Below are 14,269 nucleotides of genomic sequence, written 5' to 3'. Positions count from 1 at the left end.
GCCGCCGACCAGCACGCGCGCTCCGCCAGCGAGGGCGTCGAGGCACGGAGTCGGCTCGAACGTCGAAATGGGCACGTCGTCACATCCAGCTCCGATGGGCTTCGAGAGCCGCGTGGGCTCGGTTCATCGGGCTCTGGACGTGAAGTCGCGGGCCGCTGTGTCCTGATTTCTGATAAAGAAAATCAGTTTCAACTAACCTATTGCACGTTCGCATGGATACGTCAAGGAATTCCAGGCGCAGGCTCCGGGAGCGGCTGCACCGGGGCGCTGCGGCGGGCCGGCGGCGGCTGGTGGCGACGTCCGCAGCGACGGGCCACAAACGGGCGTATGCAGCTCAGCGAAACGCTCGCCGGCGCCACCCTCGACGACCTCATCGCGCTGCTGCGCGGCAAGCGGTTCGTGGCGCTGACGGGCGCGGGGTGCAGCACCGAGTCCGGCATCCCGGACTACCGCGGTCCCGAGACGCGGCGCCGCGCGCGCAACCCGATCCAGGGGCGGGAGTTCTCGCGCTCGGCCGAGATCCGGCAGCGCTACTGGGCGCGCGCGGTGATCGGCTGGGAGCGGTTCTCCCGGGCCCAGCCCAACCCGGCGCACCGCGCCCTCGCGCGGCTGGAGCACGGCGGGCTGATCGAGGGCCTGATCACCCAGAACGTCGACGGGCTCCACCAGGCCGCCGGCAGCCGCCGCGTCATCGAGCTGCACGGGACGCTCGCCGAGGTCGCCTGCCTCGAGTGCGGCGCGATGGAGCCGCGCGCCGCCCTGCAGGAGCGGCTCCTCGCGCAGAACCCTGGCTGGCTGCGCCTCGCGGCCGACGTCGCGCCCGACGGCGACGCCGACCTGCCCGCGGAGCACGTGGCCGGCTTCCGGGCGCCTCCCTGCCTGCGCTGCGACGGGCCGCTCAAGCCGCGCGTCGTCTTCTTCGGCGAGAACGTGGCGCGGCCGATCGTCGACGCGGCGTTCGCGATGGTCGACGCGGCGGAGGCGCTCCTCGTCGTGGGCTCGTCGCTGGCGGTCTTCTCGGGCTACCGCTTCGTGCTGCGCGCCGCGCAGCGGGGCATCCCGATCGCGATGGTGAACCTCGGGTCCGCGCGGGGCGAGGAGCTCGGCGCCGTGAAGGTCGACGCCCGGGCGGGCGACGTGCTGCCGCGCCTCGCCGACGCGCTGGCGCGCTGACCGGCGCGCCCTGGCGCGGGCAGGGACGCCGCGCTGACGGGGCGCGGCGCGCGGCCGCCCGCGCCGGAGATCAGCCGCGGCGGTACATGACGTCGCTGCGGAGCACATACTTGCGCCCGCGCGTCACCGCGGCGCCGCGGTGGAGCCGCCGGTGCTCGAAGACGAGCGCCATCCCGCGCTGCGGGGTGATGCTGCGGCCGCCCCAGAAGTCGGTCGTGCCGCCCTCGAAGTCGTCGTTCAGGTAGATCATCGCGGTGAACAGGCTCCGCTCGCCGTCCGGTCGCACGAACGACCCGTCGCCGTGCCAGTTGAAGTACTCGCCCTCGGCGTACCGGTAGTAGCGGAAGCGCTCGTTCAGCCCGACGGCGCGGTGGAGGCCCCAGAACGGCGGCGTCCACGGCGCGAGCCGCTCCCAGAGCTGCGTGGCGAGGGTCGGGTCGTCGAGGATGACGCGGCCGTTGTTGCGGACCTCGAGGTTCACCACCTCGGTGCCGCCGATGGGCGCCTGCTCGAAGCCCTGCGACTCGGCGAGGCGGATGAACCCGGCGCACTCGTCGGGGGACAGCAGGTTCGTCACCGTGAAGACGCGGAGGTCGTCGGCGTGGTCGGTTCGCTGGGCGAGTCGTTCGGCGTGCGTCGTCGTGCTCATGCGTGGACCATGCGTCCGGGCGGACCGGATCCGGAAGGGCCGGGGCCGGGCAGGACCGGGCAGGACCGGGCAGCGCGGGTGGACAGGAGGGCGCTGCATCGCCGAACATCGAGCGCTCGCAGCGATGGCACAGGTCCCCAGGGCGGGCCGCGGCGCGGGGCCCGCGGTCCACTTCAACCACACGCTCCTCCAGCGGGCGCGGCTCGAGCTCGACCTCACGCAGGAGCAGGTCGCCGCGTCGATCGGCGTCGATGTGCGGACCTACCGGCGCTACGAGTCGGGCGCGGTCAACGATCCGCGGCTCGGCTTCTCGGTCCGGAGCCCGTCCCGGCGGCGCATCCTCGAGCGGCTCAGCGCCGAGCTCGGGATCGCCGAGGCGGAGCTGCTCGCCGGCGAGGCCGGGGGCGCGCCGGCGGAGGAGCCCGCGGCAGCACAAGTAGAAGCCGCGGCGCCGCAGGCAGGCGCCCCCGCGTGGCGCCCGCTGCACGCGCACACGCTCCAGCGCGCGCGGCACTTCGTCGGGCGCGGCGACGTCCTCGAGCGGCTCGCCGCGTGGGCCGACGCCTCGCCGCCGGAGCCGCGGGTCGTCGCGCTCCTCGGCGTGGGCGGGGCGGGCAAGACCGCGATCGCCGAGCGCTTCCTCCAGGGGCTCGGCGACGCGCCGCGGCCGGGCGGCGTGCTCGTCTGGAGCTTCTACGACGACCCGAGGACCGAGGCGTTCCTGGACCAGGCGGCGGCCTACTTCGCGCAGGGCGAGGGCGCCGCGCCGAGCGCGCCCGCGGCGCCCGGCGAGCAGCTCGCGCGGCTCCGGGGAGCGCTGGGGCAGGGGCCGCCGCACCTGCTCGTGCTCGACGGGCTCGAGGCGGTGCAGGCCGAGGGGGGCGCCGGGCGCGCGCACGGCGAGCTCCACGACGCGCTCCTCCGGCGGCTGCTCTGCGCGATCGCGGCCGGGCTCGGCGGCGCGCGGGCGCTCGTCACGTCGCGCTTCGAGCTCGCGGATCTCGCGGCCTGGGCCGACGGCGGGCTCGCCGCGATCCGGCCGGCGTCGCTCTCGCCGGACGACGCCGCGTCGCTGATGCGGCGCTGGGGCATCCGCAGCGGCGACGGGGCGCTGCGCGCGCTGTTCGAGCGGACGGGCGGCCACGCGCTCTCGGTCGCCGTCGTCGGCTCCTACGTGGGCGCGTTCCTCGGCGGCGACGCGGGGCGGCTCGACGCGGCGCAGCTCGCCGAGGCCGAGCGCGACGACGTCCTCGCCCGCCGCCTGAGCTCCGTGCTGTCGGCCTACGCGCGCGCGCTGCCCCCGGGCGAGCGGGACCTGCTCGCGCGCCTGTCGGTGTTCCCCGGCGGCGCGGGTGAGCCGGCGCTGCTCCAGCTGATCCGGGCCGGCGGCGAGATCGCGGGCGCGATGGCGGGGTGGGGGGCGGCGGAGCTCGCGCGCGGCCTCGCGCGGCTCGAGCGGCTGGGGCTCGTGTTCCCGGCGCGGCAGGGCGAGCTCTGTTATTCGACGCACCCCTTCGTGCGGCAGCACTTCAAGGCGCTGCTCGCCGTGCCGCCGGATCGCGTGCACGCCGCGGGGAGCGCCGCGCCGCCGCCGCGCCTGGACGAGGCGCCGCGCCGGCCGCCGCGCGAGCGCGGCGCGCTCGACGCGCACGAGGCCGTGATCCTGGAGCTGCTCGGCGCCGGGCGCGCGGCCGAGGCGCTCGACATCTACGAGCTCGGCCTCGGGGGCTTCGCGCACCTCGGGCTCAGGCTCGGCGACATGGCCCGCGGCGCCCGCATCCTGCGCGCGTTCGCCGGCGGCGACGATCCTCGCGGCGTGCCGGCCTCGCTGCCCGCGCGCGTGCGCGCGTCGCTCGCGTACGAGGCCGGGCTCTACGCGGGCGCGCTCGGCGACCTCGCGTTCGCCTGCGCCTGCCACGAGGCGCACAACGAGGCAGCCGAGGCGCTCGCCGACCCGGCGCCGCTCGCGACCGGCCTGCGCACGCTGGCGTACACGCAGCGGCTGCGCGGCGACCTGACCGCGGCGCGGCGCCTGGTCGAGCGCTCGTCGGAGATCGCCGAGCGCGCGGCGGACCGCGCCCACGCGGTGCGCGCGCAGGCGCTGCTCGGCGCGGTGCTGCACGACCTCGGCGAGGTCGACGCGGCGGGCGAGCGCTTCGCGCGGCTCCGGGCGATGGGCGACGCGCCGATCGCGCGCCGGGGGCTCTGGGCGTCGGAGCACGACCTCGCGCTCGGGCGCCGCGCAGAGGCGCGCGAGGCGACGGAGCGGAACATCGCGGCGTGCCGGCGGCGCGGCTGGGAGGGGCACGTGGCGCACGGCCACACGCTGCTCGGCCTCGCGCTGCTGGGGGGCGAGGAGAGCGACGAGAGCGAGGAGCGCGACGGCGGCCGCGGCGACGGCCGCGACGTCGCGGCGGCCGAGGCGCACCTCGCCGAGGCGCGCCGCTGGGCCTCCGCGACGGGCGAGGTGGAGGTCGCGCTGCGGTGCCACGAGCTCGCGGCGCGGATCGCGCTCGCGGCCGGGCGGCTCGACGAGGGCGAGCGCCAGGCGGGCGAGGGGATGCACGTCGCCGGGACGTGCGGGTTCGGCCCGTTCCGCGCGCGGCTCGCGGTGGTCGCGGCGCGGTGCGCGCTGGGGCGCGGCGCGGGAGGTGCAGCCGCGGCGGCGGCGCTCGCCGACGCCGCGGTGGCGTGGGCCGGCGAGGACGCGTGGGCCAAGGCAGACGCGCTTCACTGGGCGGGCGTCGCCGCCGCGCGGGCAGGGGACGCGCCGCGCGGCCGGGAGCTGCTCGCCGGGGCCGCGGCGCTGCGGGCGCGCCTGCGCCATCCCGGGGCGGGGGCGTCCCGGGCGGCGCTCTCGCGGCTCGGGTGATGGACGGGCGCGCGGCGCGCCCCGCCGGGGAGCGGCGGGTGTGGTCCCCCGCTGCTCGCCATCGGCCCCGTGGAGAAGATGCCCTGTCATGGCGTCGCGCCGCCGGCCCTCGGTAACGTGACGATGGTGCCCGCAGCGCTCGCGATCGGTCGCGTCGCTGCGCAGTCCTCCTCATCTCACGGAGCAGCCATGTCCAGTCGACCTCTTCCCCTGACGACATCTCTCGCGATCGCGCTCTCCCTTGCGCTGGGAGCATCCGGTTCCGCCATCGCCGCGCCGGTGATCATCGACGGAGATCCCGTCGCTCCGCTCCCCGCCGAGGGAGGCACCGGGCTGTGCGCCGTGCACGGCCTGTCGACCGACCCGGCGGGCGACTTCTACGATGCGACGGGCGAAGACGCGAGCTTCATCGAGAAGATGAACACGTTCTTCGATGCGGGGCAGCGCGATCTCGTGAGCTTCGTGGCGAGCACACCGCTCGATTTCTCGAACAACAACAATGCCGGCAACGAGTGGAGCTTCGGCGATTTCCGCGACGCTGTCTCCGGCTGTCCGACAGGGGGGTGCGACTTCCGCGAGAGCGATCCCACCGTGTCGTTCGGCGTGCGCCTGCGCGGTTACCTGGCCGTGCCGCCCGAGCACGTCGATCAGCCGCTCCACTTCGGCATCTACGCCGACGACGCCGTCGCCCTGGTGCTCTATGATGCGGAGCAGGCCGCCTATCCGGTGCTGGTGCAATCCCCCGTGCTCGGCAGGCCCACCTGGCGCATGACGAACACCGTCACGTTCTCCCGGGAGGGGCTGTATCCTGTCGAGCTCCTCTATGCCGGGATCGCCGAGCACTCGGCGCTCGAGGTCTCTGTCCTCACTGGTGAATTCACGGATTTCCAGCTGGGCGCCTCCGACCCAGGCAGCGTTAGCCTCGCGGAGTCCGGCTTCACGCTCCTCGCGCCAGCGTCGTTTCATCAGACCCTGCTGGGCGGCGCCAGCGCGTCGGAGGGGGACGCCTGCGCGCAGTGTGGCCGCGAGTACGTCGACCTGGCTGGAAACAACGGCTGCGATCCGGGCTCGTACTGCAACAGCGCCGCGCTGTGCGCGCCGTGCGCCATTGACGCCTTCTGCGGGCCTTCCTGCAGTCCGTGCAGCGGCCGCACGCCGCGCTGCGCCGTGGTGGAGGGGACGCCGGCGTGCGTGGCGTGCGCGGGCGACGCGGACTGCGATGATGGAGAGGTCTGCGACCCTGAGGCGCACGCCTGCGTCGCGGACTCGCCTGAGCCTGGCCCCGACGCGGGCGTCGGCGGGGGCGACGGGGGCGACGGCGGAGGCGCGGCGTCCGGGCCGGGCTCTGACGATGGCGATGATGGCTGCGGGTGCAGGGTCGGTGGTCACGGGCGGGTCGGCGGGCTTGCCATCACGCTGGCGGGGCTGGGCATGGCGCTGGCTCGCCGGCGCATGCGAGCGCTCAGGCGGCCGAGCGCCTCGACGGAGCGTGCATCGCGCTGAGCTCCGGCGGCGCGGCCTCGCCCCCCGTCAAGCGGCCGCGGTCTCGCGCCGCGGCAGTCGCCGCAGGATGTCCGTCGTCTCGGCGCTGTGCTTGAGGCCGGCGAGGCGCTTCTCGATGTCGCGCTTCAGCACGGCCGCCATCGCCGGCTCCAGCACCGGGGCGAGGACGCGCGGGCGTGCCGTGAAGTTGTAGCGGAAGGTGACGCGGGTCCGCCGCGGCGACAGCGCCTTGAAGAGCCACGCGCCCGAGAACTGGCGGAAGATCCGCGGCCCGTCGACCATGGTGATGGCCACCTGCTCCGGCGGGTTCAGGGTGATGTAACGGGCCTCCATGGACAGTCCGTTCTTCGCCCGTACCCACACCCGCACGCCGACGGCCGGCTCGGTCGCGCCGTCGCGGTAGCGCATCTCGCGGAGGAACGGGTCCCACTCGAGCCGGAGACCGTAGTCCTGGGACAGCGCGAAGAGCTCGTCGGGAGCGGCGTCGATCTCGGCGGTGCTCTGGATCGTGGGCATGGCGCTCAGGATAGGGCCGTGAGCGGCGCGATGGCGAGGGCGCGCCGCGCTGCGGGCTCGTGCGCTCGCGTGCTCCGCGTCGAGCGGGCTGCTCCGGGGACGGGCGGGGGATTTGCGCGCCCATCGCTCGGGCTCACACCGCCGGCGAGGGGAGCGGCGGTTCGTTGACGGCCCTCGAGGACCCATGTAGTTCGCCCTTCATGGTCCACCGATCGACTATCGTGCTCGCTCTCATGGCGTCTGGGGCGCTCGCGCTGAGCGGCTGCAACCGTGGCTATCAGACGGCAGCGGAGCTCGAGACCGCGGAGCGCGGGCCGACCCACTGTGCCCGCTCCTGTTACGACCTCGGGATGCGGATGTCCGCCTTCGTGCTGGTGGACCGCGGCGTGGCGGGCTGCGTGTGCGAGCCGGTTCAGGCGCCGGCCGGCGCTTACCCCGCGGCGCCGCCGGCTGTCGCGGCGCCGCCGGCTGTCGCGCCGCCGCCGGCTGTCGCGCCGCCGCCGGCTGTCGCGGCGCCGCCGACCGCCGTGCCGCCGCCGGCCGCCGCGCCGCCGCCGGCCGGAACGGCGCCGGCTCCGCAGCCCCAGAGCCGCGCCTCGGCCGGGGCCGCGGCGGGCTACGCCGTGATCCAGGCCCATCGGCAGCAGCAGGAGGAGCAGCAGGCGCTGCGGGCCACGCAGTCGAAGTGAGCTGGCCGGGGGCCGGCTTGCGTGACGACCTGCCGGTCGGAGGAGGTCCACGGGCGCCGTTAGCTCTTGGAGGAGCTCGCGTGGCATACTCGGCAGGACGATGAACGAGCCGGCGCGCAAGATCATCTGGACGTACGCCGAGTACCTCGAGCAGGAGCGGGCGAGCCCGACGAAGCACGAGTTCCTGAACGGCGAGATCTTCGCGATGGCCGGGGGAACGCCGGAGCACGCGCGCCTGTGCATGAGCGTCGGCGCCGAGCTCCGGGCGCAGCTTCGCGGGCGACCCTGCGCGGTGTACTCCGCCGACATGCGCGTCCGGGTGCAGGCGACTGGGCTCTCCACGTACCCGGATGTCAGCGTGGTTTGCGGGAAGCTCGAGCGCGATCTCGAGGACAGGGACGCAGCGCTCAACCCGAGCGTCCTTGTCGAGGTCCTCTCCGACAGCTCGGAGGCCTACGACCGAGGGCAGAAATTCGCCCACTATCGGCACATCCCGTCGCTCCGCGAGTACATCGTCGTCTCGCAGCATGAGCCGCGGATCGAGGTATTTCACCGCAACGAGGATGACTCGTGGACGCTCCGGGAGGCCCGCGCCGGACAGGGAGCGCACCTGCAGGCGATCGGGCGCACCCTGTCGGTGGACGAGGTGTACCGGGATCCGCTCACCCAGGTTCAGTAGGGGGCGGACGAGCGACTCGGTGAGGCGTGATGGGCTCGTGACTGTGAGCGTGCCTTCGCTGTCCTGGCGCGCCGATCTGTGAGACCTCTACACAGTCATGCCTTGGCGGTACACTTCGTACCAGACGAAGGGGCAGTGCTCCTTGAGGTACTTCTCGCTGATGTCCTTCCGGCGATACTCGTCGAAGTATTCCAGTCGCCGCGCCCGGCAGTCCGGGTCGTCGAGGCCAAGGCGCTCGATCGTCGTCTGGGCCTGGTCCTTGAACGGCTGCGGAAGCGCTGGATTCGGAGAGATCGCGCCCGTCAGCAGATTGAGGTGGAACGTCTCCGACTGGATTTGGAAGGGATCAAGGAGGTCGTCGAAGATCCCCTTCCTGCTGTTGAGCTTGCTGCACGCCAGCCGGAGGTTGCGCCAGCGATAAGCGTGCTCGACGGCGCTCGACTTCGCGATGAAGTGGTCCGCGGTTCGCGAGCCGGTGATAGGGTCGATGTAGATGGAGACGTAGGCGCAGATGCCACCGTAGCGCTTGTGCAAGTCGCCGAGACATTCGCGCCAGAAGGGCCGCAGCTCGATAGGCCTGCCATCCCTGGCCCTCGCGGGCCCCTGCAGGGGGTGCCCGTTCTCCTTGAGCCACCGCCGCCCGGGTCTGTAGACCTTCTCGTTGAATCCCTTCGGTGCACGCCGCTGCTGGACCGGGATCACGAAACCCACCCGCGCTTCTCGGCGACGAACCGCCACCGCACCCAGAACGGGTCGAGCTCCCCGAGCACCCCACGGAGCCTCTCGTGAATGGCTCGCCCCTGCTTCTTGCTCAGCTTCGGCGCCTCCATCGCCTTCGCGGCTTGCTCGATCGCGTCCTCGGCCTCTCTGGACCGGGGCTGCTTCAGTCCGAAGCGCTGCATGAGCCATGTATTCGCATCGCCCAGCCGCTCGAGCGGTTCCTCGACGACGCGCACCACGTTGCCCTTGTCGCGAGTCTCCTGCTCGAATTCAAGCAGCGTATCCTGATCTTTGTCGAAGCGCGTCTCCACCGAGGCGAGCACCAGGGGCGCGTGGGTCGTCACGACGAGCTGAACGTCGGCCTCGATGCCCAGATCCGCTGTCACCGAGAGCAGCGCGGGCAAGATGGCCCGCTGCCATCGCGGGTGGAGGTGTGCCTCCACCTCGTCGATGAGCACCGTCACGCGATCGAGCGGCGCGAGGCCGGCGACTGGGGCAGCTTGCTGGACCTCCGAGACGGCCCATACCAGCGCGTAAGCGAGCCCGAGGACGCGTTTGACCGCGGCCGAGGCATGGACGGCGAAGACATTGGTCTCGTAGCCTAGATCGAGCGTGGGGTAGGTCCGCGCGTCGCGGAGCGAGAAGCGCTTCGGTAAGCCGAACCTGATAGGGGCCTCCGGCGGCGAGAACGTCTTCAGCACGTCCTGCAACCGTTCGAACGCGCCCTGCCGCTCGGAGCGCCAGCTCACGGCGTCTTCGAGCAGCCCCCGGCACAGGGGCGTGATCTTATCGCGCGCTTGAAGACCATACCAGAGCTCCTGGGGCGAGAAGTGGTAGCCCTTGGCGAGTCCCTGCTCGGTCTTGTCTGCGGGCTTCGCGTTGCGGATCGGATCCCACACGGAGAAGCTCCCGTCGGCGCGCGCATAGAGGATGAGCCCCGGCGCGAGCGCGCGGGCACCCCTCTTCTTCCACCGCTCCTTCGCCGGATCGTAAGAGCCCTGGAGGGTCTTGCTTCCTGCCTGGGCCAGGATGGATGCGCCCGGCGCGCCTCGACCGTTCCGCGCGCGTACCGGCGGCCTCGCTTGCAGCTTCGGATCCGTCCATGCACCAGTGAGGGCCCACCAGAGCACCTCGAGCACGAACGTCTTGCCCAGGCTGTTGTCTCCGATCAGCAGATTCAGGCGTGGCTTGAGCGGAACATCGAAGCGTGGAGAGGGCCCGACGCCTGTGGTGATGATCCTGGAGATGAACGCCTTACGATTTGTCGGCGTCTCTGGCGTCGGAGGTGCTTCGTCCTCTTCTTCGGGTTCCGGATGCTCGCCGTACTCGATCTGGAACCGCCGCGCTCGCGCGTCCTCCCGATCCGCTTCGCTGTCATAGCGCCTCGCGAGGTTATCCAGCATGGCGGCCGTCCGCGGATAATTGGCCTCGAACTGCCGTGCCGCGTCGCGGTACCGCTCGGCGATGTCCCGTTCCTGAACGCCGCCTTCTCCGAGCGCCCGACCCGTAAGGCCGCGTCGGTTCCGCTTGGCCAAGGCGAGATGACCATCGAGCTCCGGATGAAGGCCCGTCTCGAGCAGCTTCCTAGCTGCCACGCAGGGCCACAAGCCGTCGCTGCCTCGCGGTGCGCGGGCCAGCACCTTGGCGACCTCGGTCGTGCCCACGTGGCCGCGACCATCCTCCCTTGTCTTGCGCAGCACCTCCGCGGCCCAGGCTTCCAGCTTCACCTCGCGCTCGGCTTCCGGTAGCCCTTCGCCGGGGTAGCCCTTCCATGCCTCCAGGAGAGCATAAGCGGTCTGCGCCGCCCGAATACGCCCCTCGTCCTTCTCGACTGGCGGCTCTTCGCCCTCGCGACGGTAGAGCATGGTAATGAGTTTGACAAACGAATCAGGGCTTTCAGTCAAACCCAAGGACACGTAGCGCGCTGGCCTCGATCGCTGCGACAGGATCGGCAGATAAAACAGCTCGAGCGGCGCGAGATCGTCGATCGGATCCGTGCCCTCCGGAGGATCGTGATCGATCCTCTCGAAGAGATCCTCGATGAGGTGCGGTACCCGCGGGTTCGACGGCGCGTTCGCTCGCTCCCTGTACTTTTTGAGCACATAGAATGCCAGCGCACCCGTAGTGCTGCGCGGACGGATCGCTACGGTCTCGATGGCATCGTCCTCTCGCCCCGCGGCGACGAGGTGCTCTACTGCGTACTGAAGATCTCCCGGCGATAGCTCCCCGAAGATGCGTGGCACCGCTCGCCAGTAGGCTGCGCTCAGCGGCTCGCCGAGTTGCTCCATCTTGTCCCACAGTCCGCGATAAACAATCCTCCGTCCATCTTCGGCGTGAGCTGCGATGCGAGCAGCGTCTTCCGTCCTGCCGGACTCGACAAACCGCTTCAAGAGCGCCTCGAGCCACTCCAAGCCAAGATCCTTTGCACGGGTTGCACCGTAGCCGGTAACGAGTGGAGCGAGCGGCTCTCCTGCTGCACCCGCCAGGATTCGAGCGTCCAGCTCTTCGACGAAGCTCGTCCTGGCAAGCGCGCAACCTAGGCTCAGCGTCCCGTCTTCGACAGCTGCCACCGCTCGCATGAGCCTGGCCAGAGCCTCCCATCGGTCGGAGCTTTGCTCCCAGATTTGCGTGATGGCTTTGTTGCGCTCCTCCGCAATGCGTCGCTCTCCCTCCTCCAGGTACTCCATCATGAGCCCAGGAAGGTCTGGAAAGCGGCTGAAGAGCCAGGCGTGGCGCTGGACGAGATCCTCGGGTTGGAACGCATCATAGAGCTGTTTGAGCTGCTGGTGTCGAGCGTGCTCTGTATCCTCGGGCGCGAGTTTGGTCAGCGTGTGGCGTAACGCATCCCGCAGCCGGCCTTCCGTATCCAAGATACGTGGCTGCTGTCTTGCGAGCGCGCCGACGACGAGCTCCTCGACGTCTTTTAGACCTCCGACGACTGCTTCGAGCACACCTACCCAGCGTTGCGGGTCGGTCCCGGCGTCGTTCTCGAGATCCTGGAGCACCGCGCGGATCTGGGCAGCCATGTCGGTTCGGTTGATCTTGGCTGGCGCGTCGTTCGGCATCCATTCCTCGTGCACCCGAGGCCGATGGCCTGGAGGCAGGAGGGCGCCGGGACGGATGTTGCGCAGCATCTCCAGGGCCAGCTTGCGGCCGGTCACAGGGTTTTTCTGCCAGACCTCGCGGACCAACGCGATCCGCTCCTCGACGGTGGTGCTGGACGATGGCAGTGCAGAGCGCAGCAGGGCGTCAAGGCTCCGCAACGGACGATTCGCCAGGCGGCCACCCGGATCCATCGCGTCCAAGCGGCTGAGAACCAGGACGACCCGGCGGCGGACTCCCGGCTCAGGGTGCCATCCCAAGAGCTCCAGCGCCCAGAGCAAGCCGGTGTGCGGCGCGCCACCGAACAAGCTATTTTCCTCCCGGAGCAGGTGCGCGACGCCCGTCTCTCCTACATCGAGGCTGGCCTCCACGGCGTCGAGAAACCCCTTCGGTGCTGCCTCAGCCAAGGTAGGCAGGAACTTGGAGACCGAAGCCCAGGCGATCCATCCCCTGTCGGCCCGCAAGAGCGCTCGAATGAGGCGTTCGGCCCGCTCGCTCCCCCGGTAGCCGATGCGCTTCTCGGCGAAGAGAGGATCCTGCAGCGAGAGCACCAGGACCGACCGGGCCAGCCCCTCGCGCAGGGCATCCGAGTACGGGAGCGCCTTTCCCTTCACCTCTGCCATGAAGCGCTCTTCCTTGGGCAGCTCGTACGCCGGGTCCGGCGCGCCGAGGACTTCCATCACCACCTCGTCGAAGCTGTTCAGATGGCTGTCCGTCAGCCCTCGAGCCAGGAGGTCCCATGCACCGTTGAGCGACGTCCAGCGATACGAGCCGCGGGCGATGTGCTCCACGTCGCGCGTGATCACCCCCTGCGCCTGCAGGTCCGTGCAGAGCTGCTCCGCGGCCGCCGGGTCGCCGCCGAGACGGCGGAGCACCTCGCGATCCCCCTCCACCGTCGGGACCCAGGCGCCGGCGAGGAGCAGCGACATGATCTCCGCGCGCGGGCTGGCCTTCGCCCAGGAGGGAAGTTCGACGTCGATGTACCCGCAGCGCCGCTGGAGCATCTCGAGATCGCCGCCCGCTTCTCTGACGAGACGCGTCGCCTCCGCTTCGTTCCAGCCCGCCGCACGGAGCGTCCCGATAAGCGCGGGCCACGGCTGCTCCTCCAGCGTCAGCGTCGAGCCGGGCCGCTCCGGCGCGTCCAGGCCGCCCGTGAGAAGGACGCGTACCTTGGCAGCGGCAGCCTCGCCCGCGTCTGGCTTGTCGAAGGCCGGCACTACGATGAGCGGCTCGGCCGCCTGCACCCGGATCGCCCATCGCCACGCCTCTTCAGTCTCCACCACGAGCGCGCGCGACAGCCGTGCCTCCGCGCCCGGCGCACGTTCCAGCGTCGCTGCTGCGAAGAGCAGCGCCTCCTCGCGCGTACGGCCGCGGAGCAGCAGCGGCCGCCCCGCCGGCTCGCTCAGCGCGGCGAGCAGCTCATCGCTCAGCATCAGCCTGCGATCTCCCGCCAGCACCAGCGCGTGGGGGAGGGGAGGGCTCGTGCGCTGTCGCCAGGCCTCTAGGAAGCCCTCCACGTCCTTGCCGTCGTACGCCGGGAGCCCCTCCCGGCTCGCGAACCAGCGCGCTACGGCGGGAGCCTGCTCGATCCAGGTCGCGAGGTCATCCGCGTCGATGACGCGGACATCCCTCCAGATCCCCTCTGCCCGCTTCTCGTTCGCCCAGTCTGCCTTTCCCTTCTTGAAGGGGCGCGCCGTCACGGCCACATAGGTCGCGAGCGCGGGCCGCACGCCCTCCGGCGGTTTCCGGGAGCGCTTCTCGTAGTCCTCGTCCAGCTTGGCGCGGACCTTCCCCTCGACCGACAGCTCCCAGACCGAGAGCCCCGCAGGGCAGAACCCCGTGCCCTCGCGGGACTTCACGATGCCGTCCCAACCCTCGTAGCGCGTCCCGCTGTCGGCACGCATGGCGATCCCGTCGAGGGGACTAGTCGCGAGCAGCAGCCGCCGCACGAGCCTCGGCAGGACCGCCGGAGCATCGTAGCGCCCGGCCCACTCCTGGAGCTCCTTGCTGGAGATCTCCCACGGCTTGACCATGCCCAGCGCATACCACGCCGGGGAGCAGGGCACGCCCTCCCATCACGCCGGCGCCGCGCGGCCTGGCGCGCCCGCTCGGCCGCTCGGAGCGCCAAGCGCGCCTGCCGTCCCCGCCGCCGGCTCGTCCCCTCGGCACTGCCCGGGGTTACCGGGTACCGACGAGACGCTCCGTGCCCGGCGGCGCCTCGCATCAGACCCTGCGGGCGACATGCTGCAGCGGGTCAGCATGGCCGGGCTCCCGCCTCATGCGGGGCTGCTGCCTGGCCCTCCGTTCGCCCACATAGGCGATTCTTCATCCCAGCTTCGTGCCGGGTGACACCACGTGTGTCCGAT

General features: G+C 71.7%; 9 protein-coding genes. 5 read left to right on the top strand and 4 right to left on the bottom strand.

What is annotated here, in order from left to right:
• Positions 1–327 precede the first annotated feature (327 nt).
• Positions 328–1,173, top strand: coding sequence for an NAD-dependent protein deacetylase (locus WME85_RS23680; protein WP_437841163.1), 846 nt, complete (start codon positions 328–330; stop codon positions 1,171–1,173).
• Between the two features lie 70 nt (positions 1,174–1,243).
• Here the strand turns inward: WME85_RS23680 and WME85_RS23675 are convergent, their stop codons facing one another.
• A complete protein-coding gene (locus tag WME85_RS23675) occupies positions 1,244–1,822 on the bottom strand; it encodes a 2OG-Fe(II) oxygenase (protein ID WP_437841162.1) in 579 nt (192 codons plus the stop codon).
• 124 nt (positions 1,823–1,946) lie between these two features.
• Here WME85_RS23675 and WME85_RS23670 point away from each other — a divergent pair, with 124 nt between their 5' ends.
• Both WME85_RS23670 and traA read left to right on the top strand, forming a co-directional pair.
• Positions 1,947–4,694, top strand: coding sequence for a helix-turn-helix domain-containing protein (locus WME85_RS23670; RefSeq protein WP_437841160.1), 2,748 nt, complete (start codon positions 1,947–1,949; stop codon positions 4,692–4,694).
• Positions 4,695–4,883: 189 nt separating this feature from the next.
• Positions 4,884–6,197 carry an outer membrane exchange protein TraA family protein gene (gene traA, locus WME85_RS23665; RefSeq protein WP_437841158.1) on the top strand — a complete coding sequence of 438 codons (1,314 nt, stop codon included), beginning with the start codon at positions 4,884–4,886 and terminating at the stop codon, positions 6,195–6,197.
• Between the two features lie 27 nt (positions 6,198–6,224).
• Here traA and WME85_RS23660 read toward each other — a convergent pair whose 3' ends face one another.
• Entirely contained in the window at positions 6,225–6,713 is a 489-nt protein-coding gene (locus tag WME85_RS23660) for a type II toxin-antitoxin system RatA family toxin (protein ID WP_437841156.1), read from the bottom strand.
• 233 nt (positions 6,714–6,946) lie between these two features.
• Between WME85_RS23660 and WME85_RS23655 the strand changes: the two genes are divergently transcribed.
• Positions 6,947–7,402, top strand: a complete 456-nt coding sequence (locus WME85_RS23655) for a hypothetical protein (protein ID WP_437841154.1) — start codon at positions 6,947–6,949, stop codon at positions 7,400–7,402.
• 100 nt (positions 7,403–7,502) lie between these two features.
• Entirely contained in the window at positions 7,503–8,081 is a 579-nt protein-coding gene (locus WME85_RS23650; RefSeq protein ID WP_437841152.1) for a Uma2 family endonuclease, read from the top strand.
• Positions 8,082–8,168: 87 nt separating this feature from the next.
• On the opposite strand, the gene WME85_RS23645 is transcribed toward WME85_RS23650, so the two are convergent.
• A complete protein-coding gene (locus WME85_RS23645; RefSeq protein ID WP_437841150.1) occupies positions 8,169–8,792 on the bottom strand; it encodes a hypothetical protein in 624 nt (207 codons plus the stop codon).
• A complete protein-coding gene (locus WME85_RS23640) occupies positions 8,780–13,936 on the bottom strand; it encodes an AAA family ATPase (RefSeq protein ID WP_437841148.1) in 5,157 nt (1,718 codons plus the stop codon). The genes WME85_RS23645 and WME85_RS23640 overlap by 13 nt, the downstream gene beginning before the upstream one ends.
• Positions 13,937–14,269: the final 333 nt, after the last annotated feature.

Origin of the sequence: Sorangium sp. So ce1153 (genome assembly GCF_051521595.1) — a bacterium.
In the GTDB taxonomy this organism is placed as follows: Bacteria; Myxococcota_A; Polyangia; order Polyangiales; family Polyangiaceae; genus Sorangium.
Note: the sequence above shows the minus strand (reverse complement) of the source record. Positions and strands in the feature narration are given on the sequence as shown.

What these genes read in the sequence shown, in the direction of transcription:
- WME85_RS23680 (WP_437841163.1), top strand. Translation starts at nt 328, where the DNA reads ATGCAGCTCAGCGAAACGCTCGCCGGCGCCACCCTCGACGACCTCATC.
- WME85_RS23675 (WP_437841162.1), bottom strand. Translation starts at nt 1,822, where the DNA reads ATGAGCACGACGACGCACGCCGAACGACTCGCCCAGCGAACCGACCAC.
- WME85_RS23670 (WP_437841160.1), top strand. Translation starts at nt 1,947, where the DNA reads ATGGCACAGGTCCCCAGGGCGGGCCGCGGCGCGGGGCCCGCGGTCCAC.
- traA (WP_437841158.1), top strand. Translation starts at nt 4,884, where the DNA reads ATGTCCAGTCGACCTCTTCCCCTGACGACATCTCTCGCGATCGCGCTC.
- WME85_RS23660 (WP_437841156.1), bottom strand. Translation starts at nt 6,713, where the DNA reads ATGCCCACGATCCAGAGCACCGCCGAGATCGACGCCGCTCCCGACGAG.
- WME85_RS23655 (WP_437841154.1), top strand. Translation starts at nt 6,947, where the DNA reads ATGGCGTCTGGGGCGCTCGCGCTGAGCGGCTGCAACCGTGGCTATCAG.
- WME85_RS23650 (WP_437841152.1), top strand. Translation starts at nt 7,503, where the DNA reads ATGAACGAGCCGGCGCGCAAGATCATCTGGACGTACGCCGAGTACCTC.
- WME85_RS23640 (WP_437841148.1), bottom strand. Translation starts at nt 13,936, where the DNA reads ATGGTCAAGCCGTGGGAGATCTCCAGCAAGGAGCTCCAGGAGTGGGCC.